Here is a 16918-nt window from a genome sequence, read left to right as displayed (position 1 = left end):
GACGGACATTCGTCTTCATCTCGCCCATGGGAACGGTTCGCCGTGCCGGGGTCGGCCGATCGGCCGATGTCCGGTCTACCCCTTTCGTCGTAGCCTCTGCGATCGTGTGGGAACGACTCAGCACCTGGACGCAGCGGGCCGGCGAGATCGCGCTGCTCGGCCTGCTCGGACTGCTCTGGGTGTTCGACACCATCCTGACGACGGCGCCGGCCGACACCACGGGGGCGCTCGTCTGCGTCGTCGGCGGAGGCGTCGGCATCCTCGCGGTGGTGCTGCGCAAGCGCCGGACCTGGCTGGTGGCGGTCGCGCTGAGCGCGGCGTCGCTGGTGCTGTCGGCGGTCGTGGCCGGGGCGCCCGACCTGCGGGCGGTGGGGTTCACCGAGGCCGGGGCGTTCATGGTGCTGACGATCACCGTGCTGCGCCGGGTGGAGCCGATCAGGAACGCCGTCGTCCTCTCCGTCGGCATTCTGGTGGTGCTGATCAGCCTCCCGGCACTCCGGTTCGAGGGGCCGGAGAACGGCTACGCGAACGCGGCCACCCAGGCGGCCACGATCGTCTACCTGCTCGGATGGTCCGTGGGCGCCGGGATCGGCGGCTACCTGCGCGTCCAGCAGGAGCGCCGCAAGATCGGGGAGGAGCGGGTCAGGAGGGGCGAGCGCCTGGAACTCGCCCGGGAACTGCACGACCTGGTCGCCCACCACATCACCGGCATCGTCGTCCAGGCCCAGGCCGCCCGGACCGTCGGCGAGACCAACCCCGAGGCGGTGCTCCCGGCGCTCGACGCCATCGCCGGGGCCGGGAGCGAGGCGCTGACCTCGATGCGCCGTCTCGTCGGCGTGCTGCGGGCCGACGACCACGCCACCCGCAACGTCGGCGTCACCCTCGACGACCTGCGGAAGATGGTCGGCCAGTTCTCCCCGGCCGCCACCTTCGACCTCGGGCCGGGCGTCTCGTCGCTGACCCTGGCCCCGGAGGTGCTGACCACGCTGCACCGGGTGCTGACCGAGTCGCTCACCAACATCCGCCGCCACGCCCCGCACACGCCGTGGGTGGAGGTGCGGCTGACCACGTTCGAGGACTCGGTGCGGCTCCGCGTCGCCAACCCCCTGTCGGCCGCCGACCCGCGCCTGTCGCGGCTCGGCGGCGGCTTCGGGCTGATCGGCATGGCCGAACGCGTCGAGACCATGGGCGGCCACCTCGTCGCCGGCCCGGTGGCCGGGCACCTGTGGGAGGTGGCCGCAGAGCTCCCCCTACCGGCCCGATAGGAAGGCGAGCAGGTCCTGCCTGGTCACGAGGCCGGCGGGCTTGCCGTCTTCGAGCACGACCGCGGCGTCGGCCTTCTCCAGCGCCTCGATCGCCCGGGCCACCGCCTCGCCGGAGCCGACCATCGGCAGCGGGGCCGACATGTGGTCGCCCAGCGGGTCGTCGGCGTGCACCTTGCCCCGGTAGAGGCCGTCGAGCAGGTCGCGCTCGACGATCGAGCCGACCACCTCGGCGGCCATGACCGGGGGCTCCTCCTTCATGACGGGAAGCTGGGAGACGCCGTACTCGCGCATGATCGCGATGGCCGTGGACACGGTCTCGTGGGGGTGCACGTGGACGAACTGGGGCAGCACCCCGCCCTTGCGCCCGAGCACCTCGCCGACGGCGTGTTCGTCGGCCGCCGTGGACAGGAAGCCGTAGTCGGCCATCCACTCGTCGTTGAAGATCTTGGACAGGTAGCCGCGCCCGCTGTCGGGCAGCAGCACCACCACGACGTCGTCGGGGCCGGCGTTGCGGGCCACCCGCACCGCCGCGACCGTGGCCATCCCGCACGAGCCGCCGACCAGCAGCGCCTCCTCACGGGCCAGCCGCCGGGTCATGCCGAACGAGTCGCGGTCGGAGACCGCGATGATCTCGTCGCAGATGGTGGTGTCGTAGGTGGCCGGCCAGATGTCCTCGCCGACGCCCTCGACCAGGTAGGGACGGCCGGTGCCGCCCGAGTAGACCGAGCCCTCGGGGTCGGCGCCGATGATCTTCACCCGGCCGTCGGAGATCTCCTTGAGGTAGCGGCCGGTGCCGCTGATCGTGCCGCCGGTGCCCACGCCCGCCACGAAGTGGGTGATCCGGCCCCCGGTCTGCTCCCAGATCTCCGGGCCGGTCGAGTGGTAGTGGCTGGCCGGATTCTCGGGGTTGCTGTACTGGTCGGGCTTCCAGGCGTTCGGGACCTCACGCGCGAGGCGGTCGGAGACCGAGTAGTAGGAGTCGGGGTGGTCGGGCGAGACGGCCGTCGGGCAGACCACGACCTCGGCGCCGTAGGCGCGGAGGACGGCGATCTTGTCGTTGGCGACCTTGTCGGGGCAGACGAACAGGCACTTGTAGCCCTTCTCCTGCGCCACGATGGCCAGCCCGACCCCGGTGTTGCCCGAGGTCGGCTCGACGATCGTGCCACCCGGCTTCAGCGCGCCGCTGCGCTCGGCCGCCTCGACCATGCGCAGGGCGATGCGGTCTTTGACCGAGCCGCCGGGGTTGAAGTATTCGACCTTCGCCAGCACCTGCGCCGGCGCGCCCGCCGTCACCTTGCGGAGCCTCACGAGCGGGGTGTTCCCCATCAGCTCGATCAGCGAGTCGTGTACGCGCACCGCGAGAACCACCTTGTGTTCTTTGCCGAAGCTTTGTCGGCCGGACGGCTGCCTCAGCCCCAAGGGGGTGACCGGGGCTCGGCTAGTTTTCACCTCACACCGTATAGGGGGTTGGGCCGGTGATCTGGACTCCGGGTGCGGCACGGGCCGCCAGGCGCATCGCGACGGCGGCGGCGCTGGGCGGGGGCGGGGTGACCGCCCTCGGCGCGGCGACCTACGCGCTCCTGCTGGCCGAGGCCATGGTCGCCCGCCGGATCGTCGGCCGCCCGGTCTCCGAGGACGGCCCGCCCTCCGACGGCGTCTACGGCGAGCAGTCCGGCGAGCCGATCTCCATGGCCGTGCTGGGCGACTCGACCTCCGTCGGCCTCGGCATGACCGACCCGAAGGACACCCCGGGCGTGAACCTCGCCCTCGGCCTGGCCTCGGTGGCCGAGCGGCCGGTCCGGCTGACCGTCGTCGGCCGCTCAGGGGCCATCTCCCGCGACCTCGACGCCCAGGTCGACCGCGCCCTCGACGCCCGCCCCGACATCGCGGTGATCTTCATCGGCGCCAACGACGTCACCACCCAGACCCGCCCGGCCACCGCGGTCCGCCACCTCCAGGACGCCGTCCGGCGGCTGCGCGAGTCGGGCGCGCAGGTGGTGGTGGGCACCTGCCCGGATCTCGGCACGGTCCGGCCGATCGCCCAGCCGTTGCGCTGGGTGACCCGCCGGTGGAGCCGTCAGCTCGCCGCGGCGCAGACGATCGGGGTGATCGAGGCGGGCGGGCGCACGGTCAGCTTCGCCGACCTGCTCGGACCCTCGTTCATGACAAATCCGACAGAAATGTTCGGACCCGATCGATTCCATCCAAGTGCCCGAGGCTACCTACAGGCCGCTTACACAGTGCTACCTTCTGTATGCGCCGCGCTCGACCTGTGGCCAGAGCCCTCCCCCGAGCGCGTCGAAGGCTCGCAATACCTTCTGGCGGCGATGGCCGTTGAGGAACCCGGAACCGAGGTCACCGCGACCCGTGTCGCAGGCCGGGCGGTCGGTCCCCACGGACGGTGGGCCATGCTGCTCCGCCGCAGGCGGGACGTGGTGTCTCCGCACACCTGATTCCGGTCACCCTCGGCGTCCGGGCCGTCACCCCCTGGAGGAGTGAATCTTGATACGGCCCCATGCCCTCGCGCTCGCCCTGCTCACCTGTGGAGCCCTGGCCGCCTGCTCGGGCAGTGACGCCGCCATCGCCCCCGCCGACTTCCCGACCTGGCACAACACCCAGGTCAACGTGGTCAGCCGGACCACCACCGGGGCCGGGGTGGCGGCTCTGACGTCGATGCGGGCCGACGGGAACCTGGAGACCGTGGCCGTCGAGCTGTCCAGCGGGAAGAGGCTCTGGGCCCAGCCCGCGACGATGGCCGGGCGGCTGCCCGGCATGGGGGTGCAGGCCCCCGCCACCGTCGAGACCGCCCCCGGCCAGGGCGTCGTGGTCGCGCTCGACCCGGCCAAGCAGGGCCGCTGGAACGCGACGCTGATCGCGCGCGAGGCCCGTACCGGAAAGCAGCTCTGGACCCGGCCGGTCCACTCGACGTTCGGGCCGCAGCGGTGCGGCGGGTACGTCTGCATGTCGGAGCACACCGCCCTGTCGAACGCCCGCATGATCGTGCTCGACCCCAAGACCGGCAAGGTGGTCTGGAAGATGCCCGGCATCGCCGAGGTCGAGTGGTCCGACGACAAGCACGTCGTCATCCTGCGCCTGGCGGCCGACCCGGTCGTCGAGGCCTACTCGCTGAAGGACGGCACCCCCCTGTGGCAGCAGCCGGTGCAGGCGGCCCTCGGCAACGGGGTCGACCTGTCGGGCGGCTGGGCGTTCGGGGTGTCCGGCGACCGGCTGGTGGGCTACATCGCCCCGTACACCCACCCCAAGACCGGGAAGACCTCCACGTTCGGGATGTTCTCGATCCGGCTCGCCGACGGGGTGATCGACTGGGTGCGGCCTTCGGTGGTGCGGGTCTACCCGAGCGGCAACCCGGCGGTGTCGCCGGTGGTGCGGCCGGTCGACGGCCAGGGCACCTACGGCGGGTTCGCCCGGCTCGACGGGCAGAGCGGGCGGGTGATGGGGCAGATCACCGCCACCCAGGTGCCCGGTTCCGGGTGGTGGCTGGCCTTCCCGCAGGCGATGAACACCCTCGGGTTCCTCAAGCACAACGCCCCCGGCTCGGCCTTCGACCTGTCGACCGGCCAGGCCACCCAGGTCAAGGGCGTCCGGAGCTGGTCGTTCTGCGTGACCGACCCGCAGCCCCTGGGCAAGGCCGCCGCCGGGTTCTACTCCGTCGCCGCGCTCTGCGAGTTCGACCTGGCCACCGGCAAGCGCACCACCGACGCGGGCGCCCCGCCGGCCTGGTTCACCGGCGCCCAGAACGGCTGGCGCCTGTGGCGCGACGAGAAGGGCGCCCTCCACGGCGTCAAGGACGCCACCACCACCCTGCCGGGCATGTACGGCTGAGTTGTGCACCAGTACAAAGTTCTGTTTTCTGGCACCCTGCCGCCGATTTCTGGAATACCAGGTAGTAGCCTCCGGGGAGAGGTCCGCCGTCACACTGGAGAGCCCCCATGCCTGAGGCAGTCATCGTCGCGACCGCCCGCTCCCCCATCGGCCGCGCCAACAAGGGATCGCTCAAGGAGATCCGCGCCGACGACCTGACCGTCCAGATGGTCACGGCGGCGCTGGCGAAGGTGCCGCAACTCGATCCGAACGAGATCGACGACCTGCTGCTCGGCACCGGTCAGCCGGCCGGTGAGCAGGGCTTCAACCTGGCCCGGGTGGTCACCGTGCTGCTCGGGCTCGACGGGGTGCCGGGCACCACCGTCAACCGCTACTGCTCCTCGTCGCTCCAGACGACCCGCATGGCCTTCCACGCCATCAAGGCGGGCGAGGGCGACGTGTTCGTCTCGGCCGGGGTCGAGTGCGTGTCGCGGTTCGTCAAGGGCGCCGCCGACTCCTGGCCCGACACCCGCAACACCCGGTTCCTGGACGCCAAGGCCCGCACCGACGCCGCCGCGGCGGGCGGCACGCCCCCGTGGCACGACCCCCGTGACGACGGGAACGTGCCCGACATCTACATGGCGATGGGCCAGACCGCCGAGAACGTCGCCTCCTCGCGTGGCATCAGCCGCCGCGAGCAGGACGAGTTCGGCGTCCGCTCGCAGAACCTGGCCGAGAAGGCCCTGGCGAACGGCTTCTGGGAGACCGACATCACGCCGGTCACGCTGCCCGACGGCACCGTCGTCAGCACGGACGACGGCCCCAGGGCGGGCACCACCTACGAGGCGGTCTCGCAGCTCAAGCCGGTCTTCCGCCCCGACGGCACGGTCACCGCGGGCAACTGCTGCCCCCTCAACGACGGCGCCGCCGCCGTGGTCATCATGAGCGACGTCAAGGCCGCCCAGCTCGGCATCACCCCGCTGGCCCGGATCGTGTCGACCGGCGTCACCGGCCTGTCGCCCGAGATCATGGGCCTCGGACCGGTCGAGGCGTCGAAGAAGGCGCTGGCCAAGGCCGGCATGGCGATCGGCGACGTCGACCTGGTGGAGATCAACGAGGCGTTCGCGGCCCAGGTGATCCCGTCGTACCAGGACCTCGGCATCGACCTCGACCGGCTGAACGTCAACGGCGGCGCCATCGCGGTCGGCCACCCCTTCGGGATGACCGGCGCGCGCATCACCTCGACGCTGCTCAACAGCCTGCGGTTCCACGACAAGACGATCGGCCTGGAGACCATGTGCGTGGGCGGCGGCCAGGGCATGGCGATGGTCGTGGAGCGGCTCTCCTAACCGTGGAAGTCGGGACCGGCCTTCGTCACGGTGACGCGCATGATCACCCGCCGGTCCCGCTCCATCGCGGCGCGGTAGTCGTCCCAGTCGGGGTGTTCGCCGCTGATGCGGCGGTAGTAGTCGACCAGCGGTTCCATCGCCTCGGGCAGTGAGACCACCTCGGCCGTGCCCTCCAACTGGAGCCACTGGCCGTAGAACTCGTCGGTCATGACGGTGAGCACGACCTCGGGGGTGTGCCGCACGTTCCTGGTCTTGACCGCACCCTCCCGGCTGCTGATGACGACGTGGTCGTCGGCGTCGACCCCGACCGTGACGGGTGACGTCTGGATGCGGCCGTCGGCGTGGCGGGTGACCAGAACCGCGCGGTGGTTGGCCCGGACGAACTCCAGAGCCTTGCTGATGTCCATGAACACAATGATGCGCCCGCGCCGGAGGGGGCGCGGGCGCTGGGAAGACCTGTCAGAAAATGTGGCCGCGTCGGCGTCGCTCGTGCTCCAGCACGATGGCGGCGGCGTAGCCGTGGGTCAGCCCGTGTTCGTCGGCGAGCCAGTTGGCACGCTCGTCGCAGCGAGAGAACGACGGACCGTTGTCGATGGCTTGAAACCACTCGGGGAGTTCGCGTCCGGTGATCGTGGGGACGCGGGCGATGAGCTTTGTCTGGGTCTCCGGTGAGTGGTTCAACGACATAAGCACCTCCACGGATAAGGCTCTTTGAGTCGACACTGCCTCACGGCCAGGGGCTTGACAAGACCCAACAGACATCTCTTCGTTACGAATTGTTGATCTTTTGTTCCTCGCCGTACAACGAAAAACGCCCCCGGCCGAAAGCCGGGGGCGTGCTTTCCGTCGTTCGATCAGTCGTCGCCGGAGAAGTACGACAGCAGGCGCAGGACCTCGAGGTAGATCCACACGATGCTGAGCATCAGGCCGAAGACGAGCAGCCAGGACGTGCGCTCGGGGGCGCCGGCCTGAACCGCGTGGTTGATCTCGTCGAAGTCGAGCAGCAGGAAGAACATGCCCAGCAGGATCATGCCCACGCTGAACGCGATCGCCAGCGGGCCGCCGTCGCGCAGACCCAGGCCGCCGTCGACCCAGATGCCCACGATCAGGTTCACGAGGATCAGACCGACCGCCGCGATGGCGGCGCCGATCACGAACTTCGTGAACTTCGGCGTGGGCCGGAAGATGTTCAGCGCGTAGACCGCCAGCACACCGAGCACCGCCATCATGGTGCCCACGATGGCCTGGAGCACGATGCCGCTGCTGACATAGGTCTCGAACACCCGGCTGATCGCACCGAGCGCGACGCCTTCAAGCACCGCGTAGGCGAGGATCAGTGCCGGGTTGGTGCTCTGCTTGAACGTGATGACCAGGCCGAGGATGAAAGCGGCGATGACGGCGACGACGGCGACGCCCATGCCCACTTTCATGATCCACGCCACGCCCGCGGACGCGAGCAGCGTGCCGAGGACGATGAAGCCCTTCATGACGACGTCGTCCATCGTCAGCGTGCGGCCCACGGGGGTGGGCGGCGCGTAGGCCGGCTGGTTGTACATGTCCTGCAGATGCTGGGGGCTCGGCGTCGGCCCCGACCACTGTCCTTGGCCGACCGGGCCACGCCGACTGAAAATCGGGTTTCTGCTCTCCACCGTGCCTCCACGATGCGGTTTTAATGATCAGCTATCTCGCCATGGTCCCGTGGGATCTGTGACCCCGCAAGACCAAGGGATGGTTCTCACCGCCTCCTCAACGAGTGATCCGCCGGGGAAGTTCCGGGGTGGTGATGGTGGTTTTCGGCACGGATGATGTGAATGATCGCGTTGATCAGAGCCAGGTGGGTGAACGCCTGCGGGAAGTTGCCCAGCTGCCGTCCGCTGACCGGGTCGATCTCCTCGGCGTAGAGCCCGAGCGGGCTGGCGAACGACAACAACTTCTCGCACAGCCGCCGGGCCCGCTGGAGCTCCCCGATCTCCGCCAGGGCGCTCACCAGCCAGAACGAGCAGATCGTGAAGGTGCCCTCCTCGCCCGACAGGCCGTCGTCGGTCTCCTTGGTGCGGTAACGCAGCACCAGGTCGTCGACCGTCAGGTCGTCGGCGATGGCCAGCACGGTCGCCCGCACGCGCGGGTCGTCGGCCGGCAGGAACCGCACGAGCGGGATCAGCAGCAGCGAGGCGTCGAGCGCGTCGGTGCCGTAGTGCTGCCGGAAGATCCCGTTCTCGCTGACGCCGTTGGTGCAGACGTCGTCCTTGATCTCGTCGGCGACCTTCTGCCACGTCTCGGCCAGCTCGGGCTCGCCGCGCAGCTCGGCCAGCCGGGCGCCGCGGTCCATGGCCACCCAGCACATGACCTTGGAGGAGGTGAAGTGCTGCGGCTCGCCGCGCACCTCCCAGATGCCCCGGTCGGTCTCGCGCCAGTGCTTCATCGCCGCCTCGACCTGACGGACCAGGATCGGCCAGATCCGGTCGTCGAGCCGGTCGCGCGACTTGATGTGGATGTAGAAGGAGTCGAGGACCGCGCCCCAGACGTCGTTCTGCCGGTGGTCGAACGCCCCGTTGCCGATGCGCACGGGCTTGGCGCCCTCGTAGCCGTCGAGGTGGTCGAGGATGCGCTCGGTCAGGTCGCGTTCGCCGTCGACCCCGTACATGATCTGGAGTTCCTCGTCGCGCTCGGCCACGTCGGCGATGAACCAGAAGAAGTCGTCGGCCTCCCAGTCGAAGCCGAGCGTGTAGAGGCCCCAGAGCGCGAACGTCGAGTCGCGCACCCAGGAGTAGCGGTAGTCCCAGTTGCGCTCGCCGCCCGGGGTCTCCGGCAGCGAGGTCGTCGCCGCCGCGACCAGCGCCCCCGTCGGGGCGAACGTGAGCCCCTTGAGGGTGAGGGCGCTGCGCTCCAGGTAGCCGCGCCAGGGGTGGTCGGGGATGTCGCCCCGGGCCAGCCAGTGCTGCCAGTGGTGCGCGGTCCAGACGAGCCGCTTGTAGGCGTCGTCGTAGGTGTACGGGGGTTCGTGCTCGGTCCAGGAGAGCGCGACGAAGCGCGTCTCTCCTTCCCTGATGAGGGTGCGGGCCATCGCGCGGCCCGCCTCGAAGCCCAGCCGCATGTCGGTGGTGAGCCTCAGCCTGAGGTCACTGCCCTCTGCGGTCGCCAGTCCCTGGTGGTAGCCCCTACCTGTGTATGACCAGTTCACGGGCTTACGGCCGTAGTCGAGGACCGGTTCGCAGTCCAGTGTGATCTGCAGTTCGCCCGACACGCAGCGGACCGTCCGGAGCAGGACGTGGTCGCTGTCGTAGTCGGTGGGCGCCCTCCGGTGGGTGTGGGAGAGCTCGTTCTCGTGGTGCCAGGGGCCCATGAGGAGGACGTCCCTGACGATGATCCAGCCCTGGGGGGTGCCCCAGGAGGTCTCCAGCACCATCGTGCCCGGGAGATAGCGGCGGGCGGCCGGCACGAACGTGTCGGCCGGGCCCAGCCGGAACCGCCCCGCGCCCCGGTCGAGCACCGCGCCGAAAACCGACGGGGAGTCGAGCCGTGGCAGGCAGAGCCATTCGATGTTTCCGCTGCTCGCGACCAGTGCGGTCACTTCGCAGTCGGAGAGGAAGCCGTAATCCGCGATAGGGGGAAAGGGGGAAGATCCGTGAAGAGTGTCCATGTTCCACCCGTCCAGTCGCCGTACCGTGTTCCGAGCCACGATACGCCGCGATCAACTCCGGCAAGATCATTTCGCGCCGACTCGCGGCGGGTTCTCCCCGTCGGCCGAAAGGACGAGCCGGAGGCCCCGGATGTGGCCGTTCGGGTCAGGTTCGGGGCCCGCGCCGCGACCAGACTTCGACGGCATGTCACGGCTATCCCCCCGGCCACGCATCGTGGCTCTCGACGTCGTCCGCGGCTTCGCGCTCTGCGGGATCCTCGTCGCCAACGTCCGGCCCATCGCCACCACGGTCGGGCTGCTGCCGCCCGACGGCGCGCCGCCCACCACGGCCGACCTGTGGCTCGGGCTGCTGGTCGACCATCGGTTCTTCCCCATCTTCTCACTGCTGTTCGGGATGGGCTTCTGGTTGCTCTACGAGTCGGCCGGCACGCGGGTCGTGCTGGTGCGGCGGCTGCTGGCGCTGCTGCTCCTCGGCCTGGCCCACCGGCTGCTCTGGGACGGCGACATCCTGGCGATCTACGCCATGGCGGGGCTGGTGGTCCTGCTGCCGTCGACGTGGTTGCCCCGCCGGGTGGTGGCCGTGCTGTCGGCCGCGGCGCTCGGCCTGGCCCTGTTCCTCGGCGGCGGGATCCTGGTGGTCCCCGGGTTGTTCCTGCTGGGGTCGGCGCTGGTCCGCTACGGGGTGGCCGACCGGCTGGAGTCCTCAGCCCTGGTCCCGGCGGTCGTCGGCGGGGTGGCGCTGGTGCCGGCCGTCGTGCTGGGGTACCTGCAGGCGTCCGACGCCCGGTTCTTCACGTCCGCCGGGCTGGCGACCGCCGTCGTCTACGTCTGCCTGTTCCTGGTGCTGCTGCGCGGCCCGCTCCGGAGGTTCCTGCACGCCCTGTTCGCGCCCCTCGGCCGGATGGCGCTGACCAACTACCTGACGGCGACGGTGCTCGTGCTGGCGCTGCGGCCTCTGGTCGGCGGGACGGCCGAGGACTGGTCGGCGGCGACCGTGCTGGGCATCGCCGCGGGCGTCGTGGCCGTGCAGTGGGTGTGGTCGACGTTGTGGTTGCGGCGCTTCCGGCAGGGGCCGGTCGAGTATGTGTGGCGTCTGGTCACCTACCCGAAACGGGCGCGCCAGGGTATTGATCGATCCCATGAACGATCGGGTGAGGGCGTGGCTGCCGAGCGGGTCTCTGGGGCTGGCCCTGACGATCCGGGGAGTCGCCGAAGGTAGCACGATCTCGCTGACGGTCCACCTCGTCGTGGCGGCCGTCGTCGTGGCCGTCGTGCGCGGTCACCAGTTAAGGAAGGCCCGGCGGGTCGTCGCCGGAGCGCTGGAGCCGGTGGACCCCCCGGCGCCCGGCCGGGCGCGTGAGGAGGAGTCGCGGCGGCTCGCCGACTGGTGCGACGGGCCCGAGGCGGCGTCGGTGCTGGCGGTGGCCGGTCCTCCCGGGGCTGGCAAGTCTCGGCTCATGCGGGGGTTCGCCCTCGGCCGCGGCCCGAAGTGGCGGACCGGTCTGCTCCGGCCGGGCCAAGGCCGCGACCTCGTGCCGGCGCTGCGGAACATCGGAAGACCCACGCTGATCCTGGTGGAGGAGGCCGACCTCCGGGAGGACGTCGACGGCCTGCTCGCGGAGCTGCGCGCCCACCAGGGCACCACGCCGATCCGGCTGCTCCTCGAAGTGCGGCGGCCCTGCGGCGTCGAACAGGTGGTGCGGCTGCCGGGGCCGGACGGCGTGCGGAGTGTCCGGGACGCCGATCCGGATCCCGTCGCCGCCGCCGCGTTGCTGGTGGGCCCCCTGCCGACGCTGCTGCGGCGGATTCCCGAGCTGGCGGGCCGGACGGCCGCGGAGCTGGAGTCGGTGGCGGAGCGGGCCGCCGGCGATCCCGTGCGTCCGGTGCCGGTGGCGGGGCGGCTGCTGGCGGAGGTGGCCGCCGCTCGTCCCGGGTTGATCGACCGGCTCACCCGGGACGTGTCGGTCAAGCAGGCGCGGCGGGCGTTGTGGTGGCTGGCGCTGATCGTGGACGAGTCTCCGGAGGCCGCCGAGGCCTTCCTCCGGTTGGCCGCCTCCCGGCCCGAGCTGCTGCCCCGGGCGGTCTGCTGCCTGGTCGGAGACGGTCTGGCGACGCCGCTGGCGGCGCTGGTGGCGGCCCGCGAATGGATCCCGGCCGAACGTGACGCGATGGACTCACCCGATCTGCCCGACGCGGTCAGATCGGCCCTCCGGGCCGCCGCCTGAAGGGAACCTGGGAGAAAGGGCCGGTCACCAAAGTGACTGATGTTACTCGACGGTTCTCCCGATCGGCTTGGCGGAAATTTTACCGGATCCGTGGAACCATTCCGGGGCGCACCTCGTCGGGCAGGTGATCACACCTGGCGCGCCCATATCGGGGCCGTTTCCGACCGAGCGGCAATGACCTTGTCGATCATCACCGCACCACCTCCGACCTGCGAAAACTATCAAAAGAAAATGCGGGACCCGATTTTCTGACCACAATCAGCGGCGAATCCCCGACATTCGACGAAACGATCGACAGAAACGCATTCTCATCGCCGGTTAAATGCCGTCGACCGGCGAGCCGGTGAAATCACCTCCACCGCGTCCGCGACCTCACGGGAAATGCCGCCCCGGGGAAACCGCGACCGACTGCGACCCTGCCCCGTCTATCCATGATCATGATTTATCGGTCGCCCCTTAGCAACGTTTTCCGCCTGCCACCACTACCGGAAGGGAAGCGACCGGCATTCGGCCGCGAAATGGGATTCTCCCGTCGAAGCAAGGCGGTCCGTGCGACCGGCGGCCCGGGAGCCCTCACCGGCCCTGACAAAGATCGGCTCCGGGCACCCGTCGGGGCCCGGATCCGGCGTCCACAGCGGGGTTCGGAGCTTGACCGGAGGGCTGACGGCACCCCTCGACGATCATCGTCGCAGGCCCGTTCGCGGGCATTAACCGCATCCATCCTGGAATCACAACGGCCCGCGACCGCATTTCTGCTGGTCACGGGCCGAATTACGCCACCAAACGGTGCCCCCGGCGGGACTCGAACCCGCACTAAAGCCCTTTTAAGGGGCTTGCCTCTGCCATTGGGCTACGGGGGCGCCGCGATCATACGTCACGGAGCGCACAACTGTAACTGGTGAGACCTTACGCCGCATCCCCCGTACGATCCATCAAACTGGGCGGCAATACAGTAGCAGGGAGAATGTCCGGCGAAACGGGATGAAACAACCATCCCCGTTCCCTTCTCTCCTTGCAATGTGATAACGGCCCGCGCCTGATGGTAGGCGCGGGCCGTTAACAAAGGGAGATGCCGGGGTTACCCGGCGGCAGCGGCTCTGAACTGGTCGCGGGGGTGCTCGATCTCACCGAGCGAGACGGTCTCCCGGCGGAAGAACAGGGAGAGGGTCCAGTCGGCCATGACGCGGACCTTCCGGTTGGTGGTCGGCACCCGCGACAGGTGGTAGGTCCGGTGCATGAACCACGCGGGCCAGCCGCGCAGCTTGACTCCGTAGACGTTCGCGACGCCCTTGTGCAGGCCCAGTCCGGCGACCGAGCCGACGTACTTGTGCTTGTAGTCCTTGAGCGGACGGCCGCGCAGGTAGGCGGTGACGTTGTCGCCGAGGACCTTGGCCTGGCGGACGGCGTGCTGGGCGTTGGGCGCGCAGTACTCCCCCGGGTGGGTGAGGTCGGGCACGCCCGCCACGTCGCCGGCCGCGAAGGCGCCCTCGACGCCGCTGACCGTGAGCTTGGTCGTGGTCTTGATGCGGCCGCGCTCGTCGAGCGGGAAGTCGCCGGAGTTCACGATCGGGGCGGCCTTCACGCCGGCCGTCCAGACGACGGTGGCCGACTCGAAGGAGTCGCCGTCGCTGGTCTCGACGAGGCCGCCGACCACCGAGTTGAGCCGGGTCGACATCTTCAGCTCGATGCCGCGCTCGCGGAGCTGCTCGGCGGTCCAGGTGCCCATCTCGGGACCGACCTCGGGCAGGATCCGGTCGGTCGCCTCGATCAGCACCCACCGCAGGTCGCTCTTCTTGATCGACGGGTAGTAGGAGATCGCGTCGTCGGTCATGTCCTGGAGCTCGGCCAGCGCCTCGATCCCGGCGAACCCGCCGCCGACCACGACGAAGGTGAGCGCCCGGCGGCGCACCTCCTCGTCGTCGGTGGACTCGGCCCGGTCGAGCAGCGCCAGCACGCGGTTGCGCAGCGCGATGGCCTCGCCGACCGACTTGAACCCGATGGCCGCGTCGGCGAGCCCGGGGATCGGCAGCGTGCGGGAGATCGAGCCGGCCGCCATGACCACGACGTCGTAGCCGATCTCGCGGGGTTCGCCCACACTCGGCTCGAACGTCAGCTGACGCTGCTCGTGGTTGACCTTGGCGACCTTGCCGTTGAGGATCCGGACCTTGGGCAGGACACGCCGCAGCGGCGCCACGACGTGCCGCGGCGAGATGCTGCCCGCGGCGGCCTCCGGCAGGAACGGCTGGTAGGTCATGTAGGACTGCGGGTCGATGAGGGTGATACGGACCGATCCGTTCCGCAGTTCGCGACGGAGGGTGCGCTGGAGCCGCAGGCCGGTGTACATGCCCACGTATCCACCGCCAACGATGACGATGTGCTTCGACGTGCGGTTCACCACGGATGCCCTTCGTGTGTCCGATCGCTTGTGAAAGCATTCACAAGCTACCTGAACAACACCGGCGGAGGCCAATCCCTTCCCAAGGGAACTTGACCGAAGTTTCCGGTTCGGTAATTTTCAGTACGACTTGACGTGGGAACTTTGCCCAAAATTTCGAACGTGACCGACTTCACACATGTGAAGCAATTCACAAGCCCTCTGACCTGGGACAACGAGGGTCACAGAGCGGCGGCGCGGGAGAAGACCGCGTCCAACATCGCCTCGGTGACCCGGCCGGTGAACGTGTTCTGCTGGCTCGGGTGGTAGCAGCCGATCAACGTCGTCTCTCCCAGGGGCACCTCGACGCCGTGGCCGAACGGCGGGCGGGGGCTCGGGAGGGTGTAGCCGGCGGCCTTCAGGGCCGGCCAGATCGCCTGCCAGGCGAAGCCTCCCAGGGCGACCACGACGCGCGGCCGGACCAGACGCAGTTCCCGGAGCAGCCAGGGGAAGCAGGTGTCCCGCTCCTCCGGCGTCGGCTTGTTGGCGGGCGGCGCGCACCGGACGGCCGCGACCATGCGCGCGCCGATCAGGCGCTGGCCGTCGCCCGCGTGCACGCTCGTCGGCTGCGCCGCCAGGCCGGTGCGGAACAGGGAGGCGAACAACCAGTCGCCGCTGCGGTCGCCGGTGAAGATGCGGCCGGTGCGGTTCCCGCCGTGGGCGGCCGGAGCCAGGCCCACGATCAGGACCTTCGGGTCGTCGTCGCCCCAGCCGGCGATGGGACGTCCCCAGTAGGTCTCCTCCCGGTACGCCTTCCGCTTCACGTCGGCCACCTCCTCCCGCCACGCCACCAGCCGAGGGCAGGCGCGGCACACCGACTGGCGGGCGGTCAGCTCGCCGATCGACGGGCTGTTCGCGGCCAGTTCGGCCACCTCCGCCGGCGTGGTCGCGACGGGGGTCGAGGGGGTGGCCGGGTCGTCCGGCCAGCCGGTGCCGGGAGGTACGAAACTCATGGCCCCAAGCGTGCCAGCGGAGGCGGCGGGGAAGGAAAGCGCCGTGTCCCTCCCTCCACTCTTCGGCCCCGCCTTCGACGCCGACCCCTACCCGGCCTACGACTGGCTGCGCCGCAACGCACCGGTCACCAAGGTGCCGCTGCCCGGCTGCGAGGCCTGGCTGATCACGCGTTACGCCGACGCCGTGACCGCGCTGACCCACCCGGCGCTGGCGAAGGATCCGGCGCTGGGCTCCCCCGAATGGTTCCGCGCGCAGCTCGGCCTCCCCCTCGACCACCGCTCGACGCTGGCCCGGCACATGCTGAACGCCGACTCCCCCGACCACCCCCGGCTGCGCCGCCTGGTCAGCGCCGCGTTCACGCCCCGGAGAGTGGCGGGTCTGCGGGCCAGGGCCGAGGAGCTGACCGAGGGCCTGCTCGCCGTGATGGCGGCCAAAGACGAAGCCGACCTGATCGCCGACCTGGCCTACCCGCTGCCCATCGCGATCATCTGCGACCTGCTGGGCGTGCCCGAGTCCGAGCGGGCCGCCTTCCACCACCTGGCCTCGGTGATCGACTCGGCGGCGGCCTCGGAGATCGATGAGCTCGCGGCGGCGACCGACGGCATGGAGCGGTTCCTGGCCGACCTGGTGGCCCACAAGCGCACCCATCCGGGCGACGACCTGCTGACCGAACTGGTGCGCCGCCCCGACATCAGCCCCGACGAACTGACCTCGACGGCGTTCCTGCTGCTGATCGCCGGGCACGAGACGACGGTCGCCCTGATCGGCAACGGCCTGCTGGCGCTCTTACGCCACCCCGGCCAGTTCGCGGCGCTGAAGAAAGACCCCTCGACGCTGCCCGACGTGATCGACGAGATGCTGCGCTACGACGGCCCGGTGCGGAACGCGACGTGGCGGTTCCCGACCGAGCCCGTCGTGATCGGCGGCCAGGAGATGCTGCCCGGCGAGCCGATCCTGGTGTCGCTATTGGCGGCCAACCGCGATCCGGAGGCCTTCGACGAGCCCGACGTGTTCCGGCCGGGCCGCATCGACGAACCCCACCTGGCCTTCGGGCGCGGCCCCCACTACTGCGTGGGGGCGGCGCTGGCCAAGATCGAGGGCGAGGTCGCCATCGGCGGCGTGATCCGCCGTTTCCCCGACCTGGAGCTGGCGACCGACGACCTGGTGTGGTGGCCGAGCAACATCATGCGCGGCCTGTTCTCCCTGCCGGTCCGCCTCAACAGGTAGAG

Annotated in this window: 14 protein-coding genes and 1 tRNA gene; 7 read left to right on the top strand and 8 right to left on the bottom strand. The window is 70.1% G+C overall.

Going from position 1 to position 16918, the window contains the following annotated elements:
* The first annotated feature begins 104 nt into the window (after window positions 1–104).
* Window positions 105–1265, top strand: a complete 1161-nt coding sequence (locus tag QSK34_RS33795; protein WP_285590330.1) for a sensor histidine kinase — start codon at window positions 105–107, stop codon at window positions 1263–1265.
* On the opposite strand, the gene QSK34_RS33790 is transcribed toward QSK34_RS33795, so the two are convergent.
* A complete protein-coding gene (locus tag QSK34_RS33790; RefSeq protein ID WP_285590328.1) occupies window positions 1251–2621 on the bottom strand; it encodes a cystathionine beta-synthase in 1371 nt (456 codons plus the stop codon). The two genes, QSK34_RS33795 and QSK34_RS33790, sit on opposite strands and share 15 nt — an antisense overlap.
* A gap of 119 nt (window positions 2622–2740) precedes the next feature.
* Between QSK34_RS33790 and QSK34_RS33785 the strand changes: the two genes are divergently transcribed.
* The 3 genes from QSK34_RS33785 to QSK34_RS33775 all read left to right on the top strand — a co-directional run bounded on the left by QSK34_RS33785 (window position 2741) and on the right by QSK34_RS33775 (window position 6436).
* Window positions 2741–3718 carry an SGNH/GDSL hydrolase family protein gene (locus tag QSK34_RS33785; RefSeq protein WP_285590326.1) on the top strand — a complete coding sequence of 326 codons (978 nt, stop codon included), beginning with the start codon at window positions 2741–2743 and terminating at the stop codon, window positions 3716–3718.
* A 49-nt stretch (window positions 3719–3767) separates the two neighbouring features.
* Entirely contained in the window at window positions 3768–5108 is a 1341-nt protein-coding gene (locus QSK34_RS33780) for an outer membrane protein assembly factor BamB family protein (RefSeq protein ID WP_285590324.1), read from the top strand.
* A gap of 107 nt (window positions 5109–5215) precedes the next feature.
* Window positions 5216–6436 carry an acetyl-CoA C-acetyltransferase gene (locus QSK34_RS33775; protein WP_161483647.1) on the top strand — a complete coding sequence of 407 codons (1221 nt, stop codon included), beginning with the start codon at window positions 5216–5218 and terminating at the stop codon, window positions 6434–6436.
* Here the strand turns inward: QSK34_RS33775 and QSK34_RS33770 are convergent.
* The 4 genes from QSK34_RS33770 to QSK34_RS33755 form a co-directional block, all read right to left on the bottom strand.
* Window positions 6433–6843, bottom strand: coding sequence for a PPOX class F420-dependent oxidoreductase (locus QSK34_RS33770; protein WP_285590321.1), 411 nt, complete (start codon window positions 6841–6843; stop codon window positions 6433–6435). The two genes, QSK34_RS33775 and QSK34_RS33770, sit on opposite strands and share 4 nt — an antisense overlap.
* A 52-nt stretch (window positions 6844–6895) precedes the next feature.
* Window positions 6896–7123, bottom strand: coding sequence for a DUF4287 domain-containing protein (locus QSK34_RS33765; protein ID WP_030451949.1), 228 nt, complete (start codon window positions 7121–7123; stop codon window positions 6896–6898).
* Window positions 7124–7290: 167 nt separating this feature from the next.
* Window positions 7291–8085, bottom strand: coding sequence for a Bax inhibitor-1/YccA family protein (locus QSK34_RS33760; protein ID WP_285590318.1), 795 nt, complete (start codon window positions 8083–8085; stop codon window positions 7291–7293).
* Between the two features lie 86 nt (window positions 8086–8171).
* Window positions 8172–10076 (bottom strand): glycoside hydrolase family 15 protein, encoded by a 1905-nt coding sequence (locus tag QSK34_RS33755; RefSeq protein WP_285590316.1) that lies wholly within the window; start codon window positions 10074–10076, stop codon window positions 8172–8174.
* Between the two features lie 184 nt (window positions 10077–10260).
* On the opposite strand from QSK34_RS33755, the gene QSK34_RS33750 reads away from it, so the two are divergent.
* Both QSK34_RS33750 and QSK34_RS33745 read left to right on the top strand, forming a co-directional pair.
* Entirely contained in the window at window positions 10261–11295 is a 1035-nt protein-coding gene (locus QSK34_RS33750) for a DUF418 domain-containing protein (RefSeq protein ID WP_285590314.1), read from the top strand.
* Window positions 11216–12301 (top strand): hypothetical protein, encoded by a 1086-nt coding sequence (locus tag QSK34_RS33745; RefSeq protein ID WP_285590312.1) that lies wholly within the window; start codon window positions 11216–11218, stop codon window positions 12299–12301. The genes QSK34_RS33750 and QSK34_RS33745 overlap by 80 nt, the downstream gene beginning before the upstream one ends.
* Before the next feature lie 787 nt (window positions 12302–13088).
* On the opposite strand, the gene QSK34_RS33740 is transcribed toward QSK34_RS33745, so the two are convergent.
* The 3 genes from QSK34_RS33740 to QSK34_RS33730 form a co-directional block, all read right to left on the bottom strand.
* Window positions 13089–13161: transfer RNA gene (locus tag QSK34_RS33740), tRNA-Leu, on the bottom strand.
* Window positions 13162–13379: 218 nt separating this feature from the next.
* The gene (locus QSK34_RS33735; protein WP_202610863.1) at window positions 13380–14645 is read right to left on the bottom strand and encodes an NAD(P)/FAD-dependent oxidoreductase; all 1266 of its coding nucleotides are present in this window, start codon (window positions 14643–14645) and stop codon (window positions 13380–13382) included.
* Window positions 14646–14917: 272 nt separating this feature from the next.
* On the bottom strand, window positions 14918–15688 hold the full coding sequence (locus tag QSK34_RS33730) for a uracil-DNA glycosylase (protein ID WP_285590310.1): 771 nt from the start codon (window positions 15686–15688) through the stop codon (window positions 14918–14920).
* Window positions 15689–15731: 43 nt separating this feature from the next.
* Between QSK34_RS33730 and QSK34_RS33725 the strand changes: the two genes are divergently transcribed.
* Window positions 15732–16916 (top strand): cytochrome P450 family protein, encoded by a 1185-nt coding sequence (locus QSK34_RS33725; RefSeq protein WP_285590308.1) that lies wholly within the window; start codon window positions 15732–15734, stop codon window positions 16914–16916.
* Window positions 16917–16918 lie beyond the last annotated feature (2 nt).

It is taken from the genome of Herbidospora sp. NBRC 101105 (assembly GCF_030269205.1).
Lineage (GTDB): Bacteria > Actinomycetota > Actinomycetes > Streptosporangiales > Streptosporangiaceae > Herbidospora > Herbidospora solisilvae.
The sequence above is the reverse complement of the archived record's forward strand: the minus strand, read 5'-3'. Positions and strand labels throughout refer to the sequence as shown.

Coding starts and splice junctions, on each gene's coding strand:
- QSK34_RS33775 (WP_161483647.1), top strand. CDS start 5,216: ATGCCTGAGGCAGTCATCGTCGCGACCGCCCGCTCCCCCATCGGCCGC.
- QSK34_RS33770 (WP_285590321.1), bottom strand. CDS start 6,843: ATGGACATCAGCAAGGCTCTGGAGTTCGTCCGGGCCAACCACCGCGCG.
- QSK34_RS33765 (WP_030451949.1), bottom strand. CDS start 7,123: ATGTCGTTGAACCACTCACCGGAGACCCAGACAAAGCTCATCGCCCGC.
- QSK34_RS33755 (WP_285590316.1), bottom strand. CDS start 10,076: ATGGACACTCTTCACGGATCTTCCCCCTTTCCCCCTATCGCGGATTAC.
- QSK34_RS33750 (WP_285590314.1), top strand. CDS start 10,261: ATGTCACGGCTATCCCCCCGGCCACGCATCGTGGCTCTCGACGTCGTC.
- QSK34_RS33745 (WP_285590312.1), top strand. CDS start 11,216: ATGAACGATCGGGTGAGGGCGTGGCTGCCGAGCGGGTCTCTGGGGCTG.
- QSK34_RS33735 (WP_202610863.1), bottom strand. CDS start 14,645: ATGTACACCGGCCTGCGGCTCCAGCGCACCCTCCGTCGCGAACTGCGG.
- QSK34_RS33730 (WP_285590310.1), bottom strand. CDS start 15,688: ATGAGTTTCGTACCTCCCGGCACCGGCTGGCCGGACGACCCGGCCACC.